Annotated in this window: 21 protein-coding genes; 12 read left to right on the plus strand and 9 right to left on the minus strand. The window is 72.2% G+C overall.

Going from position 1 to position 16,272, the window contains the following annotated elements:
• Positions 1 to 5: 5 nt before the first annotated feature.
• Entirely contained in the window at positions 6 to 494 is a 489-nt protein-coding gene (locus tag MJ604_RS14220) for a cupin domain-containing protein (RefSeq protein WP_243059129.1), read from the minus strand.
• Positions 495 to 547: 53 nt separating this feature from the next.
• Here MJ604_RS14220 and MJ604_RS14225 point away from each other — a divergent pair, with 53 nt between their 5' ends.
• The gene (locus tag MJ604_RS14225; RefSeq protein ID WP_243059130.1) at positions 548 to 1,210 is read left to right on the plus strand and encodes a TetR/AcrR family transcriptional regulator; all 663 of its coding nucleotides are present in this window, start codon (positions 548 to 550) and stop codon (positions 1,208 to 1,210) included.
• On the opposite strand, the gene MJ604_RS14230 is transcribed toward MJ604_RS14225, so the two are convergent.
• A complete protein-coding gene (locus MJ604_RS14230) occupies positions 1,207 to 1,524 on the minus strand; it encodes a DUF2695 domain-containing protein (RefSeq protein ID WP_243059131.1) in 318 nt (105 codons plus the stop codon). The genes MJ604_RS14225 and MJ604_RS14230 overlap by 4 nt on opposite strands.
• A gap of 95 nt (positions 1,525 to 1,619) precedes the next feature.
• Here MJ604_RS14230 and MJ604_RS14235 point away from each other — a divergent pair, with 95 nt between their 5' ends.
• The gene (locus tag MJ604_RS14235; protein WP_243059132.1) at positions 1,620 to 1,967 is read left to right on the plus strand and encodes a hypothetical protein; all 348 of its coding nucleotides are present in this window, start codon (positions 1,620 to 1,622) and stop codon (positions 1,965 to 1,967) included.
• On the opposite strand, the gene MJ604_RS14240 is transcribed toward MJ604_RS14235, so the two are convergent.
• The 3 genes from MJ604_RS14240 to MJ604_RS14250 form a co-directional block, all read right to left on the minus strand.
• Positions 1,854 to 2,702, minus strand: coding sequence for an ABC transporter substrate-binding protein (locus MJ604_RS14240; protein ID WP_243059133.1), 849 nt, complete (start codon positions 2,700 to 2,702; stop codon positions 1,854 to 1,856). The genes MJ604_RS14235 and MJ604_RS14240 overlap by 114 nt on opposite strands.
• 35 nt (positions 2,703 to 2,737) lie before the next feature.
• A complete protein-coding gene (locus MJ604_RS14245) occupies positions 2,738 to 3,352 on the minus strand; it encodes a hypothetical protein (protein ID WP_243059134.1) in 615 nt (204 codons plus the stop codon).
• Positions 3,353 to 3,419: 67 nt separating this feature from the next.
• Positions 3,420 to 4,070, minus strand: a complete 651-nt coding sequence (locus MJ604_RS14250; RefSeq protein WP_243059138.1) for a hypothetical protein — start codon at positions 4,068 to 4,070, stop codon at positions 3,420 to 3,422.
• Positions 4,071 to 4,480: 410 nt separating this feature from the next.
• On the opposite strand from MJ604_RS14250, the gene MJ604_RS14255 reads away from it, so the two are divergent.
• The 6 genes from MJ604_RS14255 to MJ604_RS14280 are packed head-to-tail and all read left to right on the plus strand — an operon-like array spanning position 4,481 to position 7,934.
• Positions 4,481 to 5,260, plus strand: coding sequence for a TSUP family transporter (locus tag MJ604_RS14255; protein WP_243059139.1), 780 nt, complete (start codon positions 4,481 to 4,483; stop codon positions 5,258 to 5,260).
• Positions 5,257 to 5,895, plus strand: coding sequence for a YigZ family protein (locus MJ604_RS14260; protein WP_243059141.1), 639 nt, complete (start codon positions 5,257 to 5,259; stop codon positions 5,893 to 5,895). The genes MJ604_RS14255 and MJ604_RS14260 overlap by 4 nt, the downstream gene beginning before the upstream one ends.
• Complete coding sequence (locus MJ604_RS14265; RefSeq protein ID WP_243059143.1) at positions 5,892 to 6,206, plus strand: pyridoxamine 5'-phosphate oxidase; 315 nt, start codon at positions 5,892 to 5,894, stop codon at positions 6,204 to 6,206. Before MJ604_RS14260 ends, MJ604_RS14265 begins: the two co-directional genes overlap by 4 nt.
• On the plus strand, positions 6,203 to 6,931 hold the full coding sequence (locus MJ604_RS14270; RefSeq protein ID WP_243059145.1) for a VOC family protein: 729 nt from the start codon (positions 6,203 to 6,205) through the stop codon (positions 6,929 to 6,931). The genes MJ604_RS14265 and MJ604_RS14270 overlap by 4 nt, the downstream gene beginning before the upstream one ends.
• Positions 6,928 to 7,437 (plus strand): DinB family protein, encoded by a 510-nt coding sequence (locus MJ604_RS14275; RefSeq protein WP_243059147.1) that lies wholly within the window; start codon positions 6,928 to 6,930, stop codon positions 7,435 to 7,437. The genes MJ604_RS14270 and MJ604_RS14275 overlap by 4 nt, the downstream gene beginning before the upstream one ends.
• Complete coding sequence (locus tag MJ604_RS14280; RefSeq protein ID WP_243059148.1) at positions 7,434 to 7,934, plus strand: GNAT family N-acetyltransferase; 501 nt, start codon at positions 7,434 to 7,436, stop codon at positions 7,932 to 7,934. Before MJ604_RS14275 ends, MJ604_RS14280 begins: the two co-directional genes overlap by 4 nt.
• On the opposite strand, the gene MJ604_RS14285 is transcribed toward MJ604_RS14280, so the two are convergent.
• Together MJ604_RS14285 and MJ604_RS14290 are read right to left on the minus strand one after the other, a co-directional pair.
• Positions 7,911 to 9,230, minus strand: coding sequence for an AarF/ABC1/UbiB kinase family protein (locus MJ604_RS14285; protein ID WP_243059149.1), 1,320 nt, complete (start codon positions 9,228 to 9,230; stop codon positions 7,911 to 7,913). The two genes, MJ604_RS14280 and MJ604_RS14285, sit on opposite strands and share 24 nt — an antisense overlap.
• A gap of 295 nt (positions 9,231 to 9,525) precedes the next feature.
• The gene (locus tag MJ604_RS14290; RefSeq protein WP_243059150.1) at positions 9,526 to 9,888 is read right to left on the minus strand and encodes a YciI family protein; all 363 of its coding nucleotides are present in this window, start codon (positions 9,886 to 9,888) and stop codon (positions 9,526 to 9,528) included.
• A gap of 237 nt (positions 9,889 to 10,125) precedes the next feature.
• Here MJ604_RS14290 and MJ604_RS14295 point away from each other — a divergent pair, with 237 nt between their 5' ends.
• Positions 10,126 to 10,944 (plus strand): sigma-70 family RNA polymerase sigma factor, encoded by an 819-nt coding sequence (locus tag MJ604_RS14295; protein WP_243059152.1) that lies wholly within the window; start codon positions 10,126 to 10,128, stop codon positions 10,942 to 10,944.
• Here MJ604_RS14295 and MJ604_RS14300 read toward each other — a convergent pair.
• A complete protein-coding gene (locus MJ604_RS14300; protein WP_243059153.1) occupies positions 10,934 to 11,851 on the minus strand; it encodes a DMT family transporter in 918 nt (305 codons plus the stop codon). The two genes, MJ604_RS14295 and MJ604_RS14300, sit on opposite strands and share 11 nt — an antisense overlap.
• Between MJ604_RS14300 and MJ604_RS14305 the strand changes: the two genes are divergently transcribed.
• Together MJ604_RS14305 and MJ604_RS14310 are read left to right on the plus strand one after the other, a co-directional pair.
• Positions 11,850 to 13,238, plus strand: a complete 1,389-nt coding sequence (locus tag MJ604_RS14305) for a PLP-dependent aminotransferase family protein (protein WP_243059155.1) — start codon at positions 11,850 to 11,852, stop codon at positions 13,236 to 13,238. The two genes, MJ604_RS14300 and MJ604_RS14305, sit on opposite strands and share 2 nt — an antisense overlap.
• Before the next feature lie 74 nt (positions 13,239 to 13,312).
• Entirely contained in the window at positions 13,313 to 14,020 is a 708-nt protein-coding gene (locus MJ604_RS14310) for a LuxR C-terminal-related transcriptional regulator (RefSeq protein WP_243059156.1), read from the plus strand.
• A 255-nt stretch (positions 14,021 to 14,275) separates the two neighbouring features.
• On the opposite strand, the gene MJ604_RS14315 is transcribed toward MJ604_RS14310, so the two are convergent.
• The gene (locus MJ604_RS14315) at positions 14,276 to 15,178 is read right to left on the minus strand and encodes a helix-turn-helix transcriptional regulator (RefSeq protein WP_243059158.1); all 903 of its coding nucleotides are present in this window, start codon (positions 15,176 to 15,178) and stop codon (positions 14,276 to 14,278) included.
• Between the two features lie 138 nt (positions 15,179 to 15,316).
• Between MJ604_RS14315 and MJ604_RS14320 the strand changes: the two genes are divergently transcribed.
• On the plus strand, positions 15,317 to 16,162 hold the full coding sequence (locus MJ604_RS14320; protein WP_243059159.1) for an SDR family oxidoreductase: 846 nt from the start codon (positions 15,317 to 15,319) through the stop codon (positions 16,160 to 16,162).
• The last annotated feature ends 110 nt before the right edge of the window (positions 16,163 to 16,272 follow it).

The following is a 16,272-nucleotide window of genomic DNA, read 5'->3' on the forward strand; positions in this document are numbered from 1 at the left end:
GGACGTCACTCCGGGATGGGCGGGCCGACCACCTCGAGGCCGTACCGCGGCCCGACCTCCATCCACCGAGGGATCTCCACCTCGGGTGTCAGGCCGTCGTCGCCGGGCAACCGGTGCTCTGCTGCCGGGATCCCGACCTCGTCGTAGAGGCTCAGCAGTCCGGCCGGAGCCGTCAGTGCGAGGAGTCGGGCGGGTTCGTCCCCGCGGATCCGGAAGGCGTGGGGGACGCCCTGCGGCAGGTGGATGAAGCAGCCGTCGTACAGCTCGAAGGTCTCCTCGCCGGCGCGGTAGGACAGGCGGCCCGACAGCACGTAGAAGGCCTCGGCCTCGTGGGCGTGCCGGTGGAGCGGCGTGGCCACCCCAGGAGGCTGGGTCACCAGAGCCACGCCGAGTCGTGCGCTCTGGCCCGGCTCGAGGAGGTGCTCGAAGAGGGACTGCATCGCCCACGTGGACCGTCCGGTCCCCGGTTCGCGCACGACCAGCTGCTCGTCCATGACACGCCCCTAGAATTCGACCGAAAGCACTTCGGATCAATAATCTAGGGAGCATGGTCGAGACGGTCAAGGGTGGTCGCGCCTACGACGCGAGCCGTCGACGGGAGGCCGCCGAGCGCACCCGCCTGGCGATCCTGGCCGCGGCGCGCGACCTGTTCGCCGAGAACGGCTACGCCGCGACATCGGTGCAGGCGGTGGCCGAGCGGGCGCGGGTGGCGGTGGACACCGTGTACGCGAAGGTCGGCCGCAAGCCGGAGCTGCTGCTGGCCGTCCACGACATGGCGCTGGCCGAGGGACCCGAGCCGGTCCCGGCCGAGGAGCGGGACTACGTGCAGGCGGTGCGCGCGGCGCCGACGGCCGCCGCCAAGCTGCGGACCTACGCCGCGGCGATGGGCCGGCTCCTCCCGACGACGGTCCCGATCATGAACGCGCTGCGCGAGGCCGGCGCGACGGACCCGGCCTGCGCCGAGCAGTACGAGATGCTGTCGCGCCGCAGGGCGGCCAACATGCGGCTGTTCGCGGCCGACCTCCGGAGCACGGGAGAGGTGCGCGACGACCTGACGGACGACGCCGTCGCCGACCTCGTGTGGTCGCTCAACAGTCCGGAGTGGTTCTCCCTGATCGCGACGAGCGGTCGTACCTCGCAGGAGTACGCCGACCTGCTGGCGGACGTGCTGTGCCGCACGCTCCTGGCCGACGGCGCAGGAGCGGGCTAGCGCCGAGCGCTGGGCTCCCAGTTGCGGCACGGCCGCGTGTTGGTACGCCGCACCCCGCCGCAGGTCGGCAGCAGCGGCGGCGGCTCGAGCTCGTCGGTGTGCAGGTCACGCAGCATCAGCTCGCGGACCAGCCGGTGGGCGGCGGCGACCCGGCAGTCGCAGGCGACCTGGTAGCGCTTCTCCAGACCGGACGCGGTCGGGGAGCGGACCTCCCGGAAGTGCAGCGTCCACAGCAGGGTCGCGTCGCAGCCGTGGTCGTCGAGCATCCGGTGGACGAAGCAGACCAAGCACTCTCCTTCCTGCGGGTCCCTCACGACCCCTTTCTAGAGGCCGCCACCGACAGCGCTGATCGACGGTGCTGGCTGACCGTGCTGGCTGACGGTGCTGGCTGACGGTGCAGGATGAGTCCGTGGACGCGACCGTGATCGTCATCAACGTGGTGGGCTGGCTCGGGATGCTCCTGCTGATCAGCGCCTACGGGCTGGTGACGGCCGGCCGGATCACCGGGACCAGCCTGCCGTTCCAGCTGATGAACCTCTTCGGCGGCGCGTTCCTGATGGTGAACTCGGCGTACTACAGCGCCTGGCCGTCGGCCGTGCTCAACCTGGTCTGGGTGGTCATCGGCACCGTCGGGCTGCTGCGCTCACGCCGGGTGCAGGATCGCGGCGAGCTCCTCGACCCCGTCGACCAGCCGGGTCCCGGGGCGGGCCCAGGCGGCGTTGGCGTCCACGGCGTGGACGGGCACCCCGGCGGGTAGCACGCCGGACGCGACCAGCTCGTCCGCCAGCGCCTGGGCGCCGGCTCGGTCGTAGCCGCACGGCGCGCACACGACCACCTCGGGCTCGGCCTCGTGCACCGACTCCCACAGCACCCGCTCGGACTTCGCGCCCGGCTTGCCGAGCAGTGGCTCGCCGCCGGCGGCCGAGATCATCTCGGGCACCCAGTGCCCGGGCGCGTACGGCGGATCGGTCCACTCGAGCAGCATCACGCGAGGCCTCGGGCGGCCGGCGACCCGGGCGCGGACGGCGTCCAGCCGCGTCCGCTGCGCCGCGACCAGCGCCGCGGCCGCGGCCAGGTGCCCGGTCGCGGAGCCGAGCGTGACGATCGAGCCGAGCACCTCGTCGAGCGTGTGGGGGTCGATGGTGAGCACCTCGGCGGTGCAGCCGAGGTGGGCGAGCGCGTCGTCGACGACGGAGACGTCGACCGCGCAGACCGCGCACAGGTCCTGCGTGACGACCAGGTCGGCGTCGAGGTCGGCGAGCGCGTCGGCCGACAGGTGGTACAGGTCCTCACCGCGGGCCATCGCGCCTGCGACGTACGCGTCGATCTCGGCCGGAGCGAGCCCCTCGGGCATCGCCGACGTCGACACGATCCGCCGCGTCCTCGCCTCGGCCGGGAAGTCGCACTCGAACGTCACGCCGACGACCTGGTCGCCGGCGCCGATCGCGAACAGGATCTCCGTGGTGGAGGGCAGCAGGGAGACGATGCGCACCCCGCGAGCCTAGGCGGCTCTCAGGCGGGCCGGGCTCAGCGGGCCGCCCGCAGGGAGAGTCGGGTGAAGCGGACGAACGGCGCCAGGGCGGGCGTCTTCTTGCCCATCGACGACGCCCCGGTGAGGACGACGTACCGGCCGTCCCGCGCGACCAGCCACCGCATGATGAGGGTGCGCTTCATGATGTCCATGCGGAGGACGTAGCCGAAGCGCTGGTCACCGACCGGGGCCGTGAACTCCGTGACCCGGACCGAGCTGTCGCCGAGAAGGCAGTCCGCGAACGCCGCCCCGATCCGGTTCATCAGCATCTCCGCACGGTCGGCCGAGCCGAACCTCATCGTCGAGGTGTCGACCGACGGGTTGCGCGGGGTGCCGACGGGGTGTCGCTTCGTGGAGTACGACGCGCTCCGCCCCACGGCGCCCTCGATGACCTTGCCGTCCTCGCAGTTGGCTCGCACGCCGCTGACCCCGTCGGCCGGCGACCTCGTGACCTGGCCGTCGGCCAGGTGGGGGTAGATCCGCGCCACGGCGGCGAGCTTGGGCAGTCCAGGCCCGGGACCGGCTGCCGTCACGCCGGACGGGAGGAGCGTGACGGCGAGGGCGGGAACGACGAGCGCGAGCAGTGCGCGGCGGGTCCGGAGGCGGATCATGCCCAGACAGTAGAAGACGATCGGGCCGTGTGCCTCGGCATTGAGGCACACGACCCGATCGGAGGGTTCAGCTGACCGTCTTGAGCGCGAGCTCGGTCAGGTCGACCGACTTCGGGATCGACGGCGCGGAGGCGTCCATCGACATCACGTTGGCGTACACGATGAACTGGCCCTTGCGGGTGAACAGCGTGTTGATCACCGACGCGGAGTCCTTGCACTTCATCTTGAACTGGTAGCCGTAGCGCTCGTCACCGAGCTTGAAGGCGATCTTCTTCATCGAGTTCTTGCACTTGGGGCCGCCGCCACCGCCGCCACCGCCGCCCGAGCCGCCGCCGGGGCCGCAGTCCTTGGCGGACTTGTCGTAGCCGTGCAGGTAGGCGATCGCGGACTTGGCGCTCGGGAACTTCATCGCGGTCACCGAGACCATCGGGGTCTCACCGGTCATGTCGGGGATCTCGCCGGAGCTGTAGTCCGGGTTGTACGTCGCGGACCGCGAGCTGGCGCCCTTGATCGCCTTGCCCGGCTTGCACTTCTTGCCGGGCCCGAAGACCTTCGAGCTGCTCTCGTACGCCGAGCCGCCCTCGAGGTGCTGGTAGATCTTGGCGACGGAGTCGATGGAGGGGACCTGGGCCGTGCCGGCCGCGGTGGCGGAGGCGGCGGGGATCAGGAGGGCGGGAACGGCGAGCGCGATCAGCACTCGGTTCACGAGGCGGTTCATGGGGATCTCTCTCTGTCGTGTGGGTGTCGGAACCTTGTTCCGGTGAAGGGCCGATTCGGTTCGGTGAGAGGACTCTCGCGGGCCCCTCTTGTAGTCCACTTGGAACCGACTTGGAGTCTCGATACGCTCGCTGGCGCTCGCTACTCGACCACCGAAGTCCTCGCTGGCGCTCGCTACTCGACCACCGAAGTCCTCGCTGGCGCTCGCTACTCGACCACCGAAGTCCTCGCTGGCGCTCGCTACTCGACCACCGAAGTCCTCGCTGGCGCTCGCTACTCGACCACCGAAGTCCTCGCTGGCGCTCGCTACTCGACCACCGAAGTCCTCGCTGGCGCTCGCTGCTCGACCACCGACGTCCTCGATGGACGACCCCAACGCTCGCGCTCGCTACTCGACCACCGAAGACCTCTATGGACGACCCCACCGCCACCGTGCTCGCCCTGCTCGGTCTGGCTGCTCTCGCGGCGGGGTTCGTCGACGCCGTGGTCGGCGGAGGCGGGCTGATCCAGCTCCCCGCGCTGCTGCTCGGCATGCCGAACGCCTCGACCGTCCAGATCCTCGCGACGAACAAGCTCGCCGCGTTCTCCGGCACCACGGTGAGCGCAGCGACGTACTACCGCCGGATCCGCCCCGACCCGAGGACGTTCCTGCCGCTGATGGCGCTGGCGTTCGTCGGGTCGGCGGCCGGCGCGGCGGTCGCCAGCCAGATCCCCCGCGAGGCGTTCGAGCCGATCGTGCTGGTCGCGCTGGTCGTGGTCGGCGGCTACGTGCTGTTCAAGCCGGAGCTCGGCGAGCAGACCGCGCTGCGGTTCCAGGGCCACCGGCACCTGGTGGCCGCGATGGCGACCGGGCTCGCGGTCGGGTTCTACGACGGCGCGCTCGGCCCGGGCACCGGCAGCTTCTTCGTGATCACGCTCGTCGGCCTGATGGGCTACAGCTTCCTCGAGGCCTCGGCGAAGGCGAAGCTCGCCAACGTGGCGACCAACCTCGCGGCGATCCTGGTGCTCGCCCCCCAGGGCGCCGTGGTCTGGAAGGTCGCGGTCGTGATGGCGGTCTGCAACATCGTCGGCGGGTACGTCGGCGCCCGCACCGCGGTCGCCCGCGGCGCCCGCTTCGTCCGGGTCTTCTTCATCGTGGTCGTGTCCGCGTTCATCGTCACCCTCGCCGGGAACGTGTTCGACCTGTGGTGAGCTACCTGACCGTCGCCCGCGACGCCGAGGCCGAGATCGAGGTCAAGCGGTCGCGGTTCCTCTGCACGATCGCCCGCGTCGAGACCGAGGACGCCGCTCGAGCCGTCGTCGAGGGACTCCGCAAGCAGCACTGGGACGCGCGCCACCACTGCTCCTGCCTGAGGATCCAGCATGGCCGCCTCCACCCCGACGTCGAGCGCTCCTCGGACGACGGCGAGCCGGCCGGTACGGCCGGCGCCCCGATGCTCGAGGTGCTCCGCGGCCGCGAGGTCGGCGACGTGGTCGCGGTGGTCACCCGCTGGTTCGGCGGGACGCTGCTCGGCGCCGGCGGGCTGGTGCGCGCGTACGGCGACGCGGTCCGCGCCGGGCTCGACGCGAGCGGGCTGCTGCGCCGCGACCTGGTCCGCGAGCACGTGCTCGAGCTCGACCACGCGGACGCCGGCCGGGTCGAGAGCGAGCTGCGCACCCGCGGCGTCGCGGTGCTCGACTCGGCGTACGGCGCCCAGGTCACGCTGCGCCTCGGCGTACCGCCCGAGGACGAGGAGCGGCTCGCGGCGCTGGTCGCCGAGCTGACCGCGGGCGCCGGGAAAACCACGGTGGCAGGAGAGCGCTGGGTCGATAGCCTCGCTCCATGAGCGTGATCGTCGACCTCGCGGACCTGTCGAAGACGCTGGCGGAGTTCGACCGCGGCTACCTGCTGACCTCGAAGGACGGCCTGGTGAAGGCGGTGTCGGCCCGGGCCGTCGTCGCAGGCGGCCAGCTCGTCGTCGCCTGCCCCGGCCGAGGCTCGGTCGCGAACGCCGGCGCCAACCCCAGCGTCACGCTGCTCTTCCCGCCACCCGGCGGCACCGGCATGACCCTGCTCGTCGACGGCACCGCCGAGGTCGCCGGGGAGGACGTGCGGATCACCCCCACCGGTGCCGTGCTGCACAACCCGGTCGCATGACCGCGCCCTTCTGGGTCAGCGCGTTCCTCGACTTCGAGGCGGACGGCTTCGAGGACGGCGTCGCGTTCTGGCAGGGCGTCACCGGCTTCGCGCTCTCGGAGCGTCGCGGGGCGGACGACGAGTTCGCGACGCTGGTGCCGCCGACCGGGGACGACTACCTGCGGGTGCAGCGGCTCGCCGACGGCCCGGGTCGCCTGCATCTCGACCTGCACGTCGACAGCCCGGACGCCGCCACCGACGCCGCGGCCGTGCTCGGCGCGACCGTGCTGGCCAGGAACGACGGGTACGTCGTGCTCCGCTCGCCCGGCGGGATGGTGTTCTGCTTCGTGTCGCACCCGGCGTCCGAGCGCCCGCCGGCCTCCGCCTGGCCGACCGGCGCCTCCCAGGTCGACCAGGTCTGTCTCGACATCCCGCCCCGGCTGCACGACCGCGAGCTCGAGTTCTGGCACCGGGTCACCGGGTGGGAGCTGGTCTCCGTGGACTCCCCGGAGTTCACCCGGCTCCGGCCCCCGGCCGCCTTCCCGCTCCAGCTGCTGGTCCAGAAGCTCGACGACGACGCCGACGGGGTGTCCGCGCACCTCGATCTGGCAGCGGACGACCGGGATGCCGAGGTCGAGCGGCACGTGGCGCTCGGCGCCAGCGAGGGCGGCCGTCACGACTGGTGGACCGTGCTGACCGACCCGGTCGGCACGACGTACTGCATCACCCGGAGGAAGACTCGATGACTCGCACCGACCCGCCGACCCACGGCGACGAGCGCACCATGCTGCTCGCGTACCTCGCCTACCACCGCGAGACGCTCCGCCAGAAGGCCGGCGGCCTCGACGCCGCGCAGCTCGCGACCGCGCTGCCGCCGTCGGCGATGACGCTCGGCGGGATGGTGAAGCACATCGGGCTCGTGGAGAACTCCTGGCTGCGCGACCGGTTCGCCGGCGACGGCCTCAGCGAGCCGTGGGCGTCGGTCGACTGGGACGCCGACTACGACTGGGACTGGAACTCCGCGAAGGACGACAGCCCCGAGCAGATCTGGGCGCTCTACGAGCAGATGATCGCGGACGCCGACGCCGTCATCGCCGGCGCGCAGCTCGACGACCATGCCGCGAAGCCGTCGCGCTCCGGTGCCCCGATGAGCCTGCGCTGGATCCTGCTGCACCTGATCGAGGAGTACGCCCGGCACAACGGGCACGCCGACCTGATCCGCGAGTCGATCGACGGAGCGACCGGAGAGTGACCGACATCCGCCCGATGACCGAGGCCGACTGGCCGCAGGTCTGGCCGTTCTTCGACGAGATCGTGCAGGCCGGCGAGACCTACGCCTACCCGCTCGACCTCACCTCCGACCGGGCCCGAGCGCTCTGGACGATGAGCCCGCCCGGCCAGACCGTCGTGCTCGAGGAGGACGGTCGCATCCTCGGCAGCGCGACGATGGGGCCGAACCGGCCGGGGCGCGGCAGCCACGTCGGCACCGCGTCGTTCATGGTCTCCCCGGCCGCGCGCGGCCGAGGCGTCGGCCGGACGCTGGGGGAGTACGTCGTGCAGTGGCACCGTGACGCCGGCTTCGACGCCGTCCAGTTCAACGCGGTCGTCGAGACCAACACCACCGCCGTACGCCTCTGGCAGTCGCTGGGCTTCACGATCATCGGCACCGTGCCCGCGGCGTTCGACTCACGCGCGCACGGCCGCGTCGGCCTGCACGTCATGCACCTAGCTCTCGGCGAACCCCGGTAGCGTCTCGACGAGGATCTGCCGGAACGGCGCCTCGCACTCGAGCTGGCACAGCACGCCGAGGCCGGCCAGCCAGGTGCGGTGGATCAGGAGGTACGACGGCGGCAGGTTCAGCTTCATGCCGACGGTGTACGCCGGGTCGCGGGGGTCGTTGATCCGTGCGAACTGGGTGCGCATCCACTGCCGCGAGAACTGGAAGCGCTCCTCCTTCGTGGGCTCGACGAACGGCGCGAGGTACTCGAGCACCTGGGCCGGGTCGACGCGGGTGCGGTCCTTGATGAAGCCCTCGGCGCGCAGTCCCTCGACCAGGCCGGCCTCGTCCTGCTCGGCGGCCACGCGCAGCAGCCGGCCCATCGCCTCGGGCAGGCCGCGGTCGGGCAGTCGGGCGACCGCGCCGAAGTCGAGGACGCCCAACCGGCCGTCGGGGAGCACGCGGTAGTTCCCGGGGTGCGGGTCGGCGTGCAGCATGCCGGTGCGGGCCGGGCCGGAGAACAGGAACCGGACGAACAGCTCGCCGTAGTGGTCGCGCTCCTCCTGGGTGCCGTCCGCGATCACCGCCGCCATCGACGCCGGGCTCTCGAGCCACTCGGTGACCAGCGTGGTGTCCCCGACCGCCACGACGTCGGGCACCACGATGTCGGGGTCGTCGCGGAACTCCTCGGCGAAGGTGCGCTGGGCGTCGGCCTCGAGCCGGTAGTCGAGCTCGTCGGCGGCGCGCGCCTGCAGCTCGGCGACCAGCGGCTTGAGGTCGACGCCGGGCACCAGGGGAGCGGCGGTGTGGGCCAGCCGGCTGAGCTGGCGCAGGTCGGAGAGCAGCGCCTCGCCGGCGCCGGGGTACTGCACCTTGACCGCGACCTCGCGACCGTCGTGCCAGCGACCCTGGTGGACCTGGCCGATCGACGCGGCCGCGGTGGGGCCGCCGTCGAGCCAGACCAGCTGCTCGCGCCAGTCGGGGCCGAGGTCGTGCGCGAGGATGTCGCGCACGGTCTGGGTCGGCATCGGGGGCGCGGCGTCCTGGAGCTTGGTCAGCTGCTCGCGGTACGGGCCCGCGACCTGCTCGGGGAACGCCGACTCGAGCACGGACAGCATCTGGCCCATCTTCATGGCGCCGCCCTTGAGCTCGCCGAGGGTCCGGAACAGCTGCTCGGCGGTGCGCTGCTGGATCTCGGTCAGCACGACCTCGGCGGGCGCGCCGCCGAGCCGCTTGCCGAGCCCGAGGGCGCTGCGGCCGGCGTACCCCAACGGCAGCGCGGCCAGCTTCGCCGTCCGCGCCACGGCCTTGCGCGGCAGCTCGGTCACCGGGCCATTGTTGCCGACCGGACCAACCCGGCCGGTCGCGGCGTACGACGCTACGCCGGCCCACCGGGAGGATGGGCCGACGTACGGGTGCATCGGCTGCGCGGCACGGTGGGCTCCGTGGGCTCCACCGGTCCGGCGCTCGTGCACTCGCCCTCAGGCGTCGTTTCCCGAGGTGTTCCCGAGACGCACCGAACTCTTCGGAGCCGGGGAGCACCGGGTTGAGGCCGGACTGGACCAGTGCGCCCAGGGCTGGTGATCAGGGCTGGTGATCAGGGCCGGTGAGCAGGGCCGGTGATCAGGTACGGGGCGGGTCCCACTGCCCGAACGGGCGCACCTCCTGGGGCCAGCCGCAGGCCACGGCCACCTTGCCCGCCCACACCTTGGCGGTCTCGACGTCGGGGACGTCGACGACGCAGAACCCGCCGAGCCACTCCTTGGTCTCGGCGAAGGGCCCGTCGGTGATCAGCACCTCGCCGCTGGTCGCGTCGGCGCTGAAGGCGAGGTCGAGGTCCTCCTCGAGGCCGCCCGCGAACACGTACACGCCCGCCGCGATCATCTCGTCGACCACCGCCCGGGCGAGCGGTCCGCGCTCCTGGAACCACTCCTCGGGGTGGTCACCGACCCACTGCTGGTTGAAGTAGATGAGGTACTCGGCCATGTCTGCTCCTTCGTGCGGCGCGGACCCGATGTCCGCTGTCACCTTTCCACGAACGGCGGGCGGCGAGTACGACAGGTCGACGGAAATTGTCGCAAATTGCCAAAAAGCTGTCGTCGAGCGGCAAGGCGCGGGAGGCGTGGATCCGGAGAATTGAGGGACGGCACCACCGCGACCCGGTGGCCACCGTACGGATCCCGGGCCCACCTCAACCGCATCCGCGTGGGCAGTCAGGAAGAGATGACCCACAACAACGAAGCCCTGATCGTCGAGAACATCGCGCTGGTCGGACACATCGTCCGGGAGACCATGGCGCGGGTCCCGTCCCACGTGGACCGGGACGACCTGACGTCAGCCGGCCTCACGTCCCTGGTCCACGCCTCGCACGCGTTCGACGCCGAGCGCGGGGTGCCGTTCCACCTGTACGCCGCCACCCGGGTCCGCGGCGCGATCGCGGACGAGCTGCGCCGCGTCGACTGGGCGTCGCGCTCGGTACGCCGCCGCTCCCGCGAGCTGGACGCCACCCGGGCCGAGCTCGCCATGACGCTGGGGCGCGTCGCGACCCCGGCCGAGGTCGCGCAGGCGGCAGGTCTCACGCCTGCCGAGGTCGCCACCAACGACCACGAGGTCGCCCGCGCCCAGGTCTTCTCCCTGAACGCCGCTGACGCCGACCCGATCGGCGAGCGCCTGGTGTGCAGCTCCCCGGACCCGCTCGCCGCGGTGGTGCACCGCGAGCAGATCTCGCACCTGACCGACGCGATCGCCGAGCTGCCCGAGCGGCTGCGCCTGGTCGTCGAGCAGCACTTCCTGGCGGAGCGCCCGCTGACCGAGATCGCCGCCGTCCTCGGCGTGAGCCACTCGCGGGTCTCCCAGCTCCGTGCCCGGGCGCTCGAGCGGCTGCGCGACGCCCTGGGCCCCGAGGTCGACGCCGAGCGGGATCTCTGCGGTGCTCGACGCCGCGGGACCCACGGCGGTGTGGTCACGACCCGCCGCGCCCCGCACGCGCCGTCGCACGCGCGGCACCGCGAGCGGCGGACCCGCCTCGACGTCAGGCACTGAGCCGCGCGCGTACGGCGAACCGTGCGCACGCGATCACGACCAGGCCGCCGAGCACGGTGGGCCAGGTCAGCGCCTCCCGCAGGATCAGCGCGGCCCACAGGATGCTCATCACCGGCTGCACCAGCTGGACCTGGCTGACCTGCGCCATCGGGCCGATGGCGAGGCCGCGGTACCAGGCGAAGAACCCCAGGTACATCGACACCACGCACAGGTAGAGGAACGCCAGCCACTGCGTCGGCGTCGCGGACGGGGTCTCGCCGGCCACCGAGACGGCGACCAGCAGCGTCATCAGCGGCGCCGACAGCACCAGCGCCCACGAGACCGTCTGCCACGAGCCGAGCTCGCGGGCCAGCAGCCCGCCCTCGGCGTACCCGATCGCGGCGGCCACGACGGCGCCGAACAGCAGCAGGTCGGCCCAGTGCAGCTGCCCCAGCCCGCCGTTCTGCAGGGCGGCGAACGTGACGACGGCGAGCGCGCCGAGCGCCGCGAACGCCCAGAAAGCGCGCGACACCTGCTCGCGGCCACGTACGACGGCGGCCGCGGCGGTCGCCGCCGGGAGCAGGCCGATGACGACCGCGCCGTGGCTCGCCGGCACGGTCGTGAGGGCGTACGACGTCAGCATCGGGAAGCCGACGACGACCCCGCCGGCGACCACCGCGAGCCGCGCCCACTGGACCCGGCTCGGCCGGCGCTGGCGGGTCGCGAGCAGCACGACCGTCGCGAGCGCCGCCGCCACGACCGCGCGGCCGGAGCCGATGAACAGCGGCGCCAGGCCGCCGTCGGCGGCGTACCGCGTGAACGGGACGGTGAAGGAGAAGGCGAGGACCCCGACCAGCCCCCACCCGAGCCCGGACGGGTGCAGTAGCGGTGGTGCGACCGGAGCGATAGCGCTACTCTGAACTGACATGACCAACGATAGCGCAGGTCGGATCGTCGAGGCGCTGCGCGCCTGGATCGCGGCCGCGCCGGCGGGCGCCCGGCTGCCCTCGAACCGCACCCTCACGTCCGACTTCGCCGCCAGCCCGGTCACGGTGCAGCGCGCGATGCGCCAGCTGACCGCGGCGGGACTGGTGGAGAGCCGTCCCGGTGTCGGCACGTTCGTGCGCGCGGCGCGACCCACGACCCCGGCCGACTACGGGTGGCAGACCGCGGCGCTCGGGTCCCCTCTGTCGCGCGCCGTCGGGCTCTCCGCGACCCAGCAGGTCGCCGCGCCGGACGCCCTCCAGCTGCACTCGGGCTACCCCGCGCGGGACCTGCTCCCCGAGCGCCTCGTGCGCGCCGCGCTCGTCCGGGCCGCGCGGACCGAGTCCGCCGTGACCCGGGCGCCGGCCGCCGGGCTCCCGGAGCTCCAGGCCTGGTTCGCGAGCGAGGTCGCCGGTCCGGTGCCACCGTCGCCGCGCGACGCCCTGGTGATCGCGGGCAGCCAGAGCGGGCTGACCTCGATCTTCCGTGCCCTGGTCGGGCCGGGACAGCCGATGGTGATCGAGTCGCCGACGTACTGGGGAGCGGTGCTGGCCGCGCGGCAGAGCGGCGTCGACCTGGTCCCCGTGCCGAGCGGCCCCGACGGGCCGAACCCCGCCGACGTCGAGCGGGCGTTCGCCACCACCGGTGCGCGAGCGTTCTACGCGCAGCCGACGTTCGCGAACCCGACCGGCGCGCAGTGGTCCGCCGAGACCGGCCGTGCCGTCCTCGACGTCGTGCGCGCGCACGGTGCCTTCCTCGTCGAGGACGACTGGGCCCACGACCTCGGCATCGACGCCGACCCGCAGCCGCTGGTCGGCCAGGACGACGACGGCCACGTCATCTACCTGCGCTCGCTCACCAAGACGGTCTCGCCCTCGCTGCGCGTTGCCGCCGTCATCGCCCGCGGGCCCGCGCGCGACCGGATCCTGGCCGACCGGGCCGCCGAGACGATGTACGTCAGTGGCCTCCTCCAGGCCGCGGCGCTCGACGTCGTCACCCAGCCGGGCTGGCGCACGCACCTGCGCACCATGCGCCAGCAGCTCGGCGCGCGGCGCGACCTGCTCCTGCGAGCCGTGCGCGAGTCGGCGCCGGACCTGCACGTGGAGCACGTCCCGGCCGGCGGGCTGAACCTGTGGGCGCGGCTGCCCGACGGCACCGACGTCGATGCGTTCGTCCGCGCCTGCCAGGCGCGTGGGCTCGTGATCGCGGCGGGCACCGAGTGGTTCCCGGCCGAGCCCACCGGCCCGTTCGTCCGCCTCAACTACTCCGGCGAGAGCCCGGAGCGGTTCCCCGAGGCCGGCCGGATCCTGGGTGACGCGCTGCGTCACTGACCCAGGCAGGCCCGCGCGACCGCCGCCGGACTAGCCCGAAAGGGGGATATGCCCCTCCCCGCGTGCGTGTTCTGATGTTCGTGGGGGACCCAGCGGTCGGGGGCAGGGTGGAAGAACAACTGAAACGAGTGACCGTTCTCGACGGTCACGGACTGTTCACGCAGGTGATCGAGCAGGTACTGGTACGGCACGGCTACCGCTGTCGCGTGATCGAGGCCGGCGCGCTCACATCCGAGGCGATCGTGAGCGCCGTCGAGGCGTCACGCCCTGAGATGGTCGTGGCGAGCCTGGATCTGCACTCCAGGTGCAGCGACGGTGGGGCGGTCATCCATGCGCTCGCGCGTGCCGGTCACCGCGTTCTCGCGGTGACCGAGGGTGACGGGCCGCAGCGGCAGGGCAAGGCCCTCGCGCTGGGAGCTCATGCGGTGGCCACGAAGGCCATGCCGTTGAACGAGTTCCTCTCGCTGGTGCGCAGGACCATGCACGGCGTGCAGGTCGTCGACCGCCGGGAGCGGGAGCGTGTCGTCATGTCGTACCGCGAGCAGCAGATCGGCCACGCGGTGGCCAGGCGGCAGCTCGAGAGCCTGAGCGCTCAGGAGCGCGACATCCTGACGCACCTGATGACGGGCCGTGGAGTGCGGGAGATCGCCCAGCTGCGCGTCGTGTCCGAGCACACCGTCCGCGCCCAGGTCCGCGCCGTCCGCACGAAGCTGGGCGCGTCCTCGCAGGTCGAGGCCGTGGCCATCGCGTGGCGCAGCGGATGGCGCACGGCGAGCGACTAGCGCAGGGGCCGACCGCCCGGATGGCAGCAGGCCCCACGTCGACGACATGGGGCCTACCGCCGACGGTCAGGCGGTCGCCGGGAACTTCACGCCGGTGTTGGCGTGGCAGCGGTAGCCGAACGGGTTCTTCGCGAGGTACTGCTGGTAGTTGTCGGCGTAGTAAGGGCGCATTCTGCTGAGTTTGGAGACGCGCGGACCGGCCGAGGTTCGGATGCTTCCTTGGGATGAAGTCCGCTCTGCTGCCTGGCCAGAGTGTCAGTCGGAGCGGTCGGTGGAATGTTCTCGACCTGCGCTGGGTGCCTCGCCCGAGCCGCCTTGGCGGGGGGTGGCGGCGTAGCTGGCGAGCAGGTTGAGCGCGTCGTGGGACGGGCTGTGCGGTTCGGCGACGTAGACCAGGAGGTTCTGACCCTGGTCGGGTGCCGGGAACGACTCGTAGGACAGGTCGAGGTCCCCGACCACGGGGTGGTGGAGTCGTTTGGTCCCGGTGGCGTGAATGCGGACGTCGTGGGAGGCCCAGCGGGTCCGGAACTCCTCGCTGCGAGTGGAGAGCTCGCCGATGAGGTCGGACAGGTTGCGGTCGTAGGGGTCGCTGCCGGCTTCGGCGCGCAGAATGGCGACGGTGTCGTCGGCTGCCTTGTCCCAGTCGCGGAGAAACTCCGAGGCGCGGGGGTCGAGGAAGGTGTACCTGGCGCTGTTGGGTTGCTCGTCGCCGGTGGCGAAGAACGGTGAGAACAAGGCCTTGCCGAGTGCGTTGCCGCCTAGGTGGTTCAGGCGGCCGTCGTGGACGATCGCGGGCGTTGCGGTGATGGCGTCGAGGACGTACTGGACGGTCGGCCGGATCCGCGGGACCGGGGTACGACGCCGGGGTGCACGGGTGGCGCCGGAGGTACGGACCAGGTCGAGCAGGTGGCGGCGTTCGGCGTCGTCGAGCTGCAGCGCACTGGCGATGGCATCCAGGATGCTCTCGGAGACCCCGGCGGCGTCGCCGCGTTCGAGGCGGGAGTAGTACTCCACGCTGACCCCGGCGAGCATCGCGACCTCGATCCGGCGTAGCCCTGGAACGCGGCGTCGCCCGGCCGGCGGCAGACCCGCCTGGGCGGGGGTGATCTTGGCGCGCCGTGACATCAGGAACTCACGGATCTCGGCTCGGTTGTCCACGCCACCCACGCTACGTGCGGTCAGCGGCGCGTGGGGTGCCCTGCTGGTGCACCCTTCAAGCGGGACTCCCACCCAGCTGAGCCCGGTGGTTCCGTAGGCGTTGACAGTGAATCGCAGACGATCTGAAGGACACCCCACATGACTGACAAGCAGGTCTGGCTCATCACCGGCGCAGGGCGCGGCATGGGCATCGACATCGCCCGGGCGGCGCTCGCCGCCGGCTACGCGGTCGTCGGCACGGCCCGCAGCGCCGCCAGCGTGACCACTGCGCTCGGCGAGCACGACGACCTCCTCGCGGTTCCGCTCGACGTCACCGAACCCGCGGCCGCCGAGGCTGCGATCGCGGCGACGGTCGGGCGCTTCGGGCGCCTCGACGTCGTCGTCAACAACGCCGGCAGCTTCTACGCCGGGTTCTTCGAGGAGATGGCGCCCGAGGACTTCCGCGCCCAGATCGAGTCCACCCTCTTCGGCCCGGTCAACGTCACCCGCGCTGCACTGCCGCAGATGCGTGCCCAGCGCTCCGGGCTGGTCGTGACCATCTCCTCGACCGCGGGCATCGCCTCGACCGGCGACTTCCTCACCGCATACGCCGCCTCGAAGTTCGGAGTTGAGGGTTTCATGGAGGCCCTGAGTACCGAGGTCGCCCCGTATGGGATCAAGACGATGCTGGTCGAGCCCGGCTTCTTCCGCACCGAGCTCCTCAGCGCTCAATCGACCAGCTACGCCGAGCCGACCATCGAGGACTACGCCGAGCGCACCCGTGCCACGGTCGCGGGCTGGCAGAGCATGGACGGCAAGCAGGGCGGCGACCCGGCCAAGCTCGCCGACGCCTTGGTCCAGCTCGTCGCCCTGGACGAGCCCCCGCTGCGGTTCGCCGCCGGCGCCGATGCCGTCGAGCTCTTCGAGACCAAGGCCCAGACCCTCCTCGCCCAGGCCAGCGCCCACCGCGAGCTGTCCAGCAGCCTCGGCCACGACGACGCCTGAACCACGACCACCACTCATCCCTGGCGAGCACGACAGCGCCGACCTGGGGCGCCCTGCCCTGCCCACACGCACCTGACGACCGACTCGGAGCCATGCCCATGAAGCACACC

Origin of the sequence: Nocardioides sp. SR21 (genome assembly GCF_022761125.1) — a bacterium.
GTDB lineage: Bacteria > Actinomycetota > Actinomycetes > Propionibacteriales > Nocardioidaceae > Nocardioides.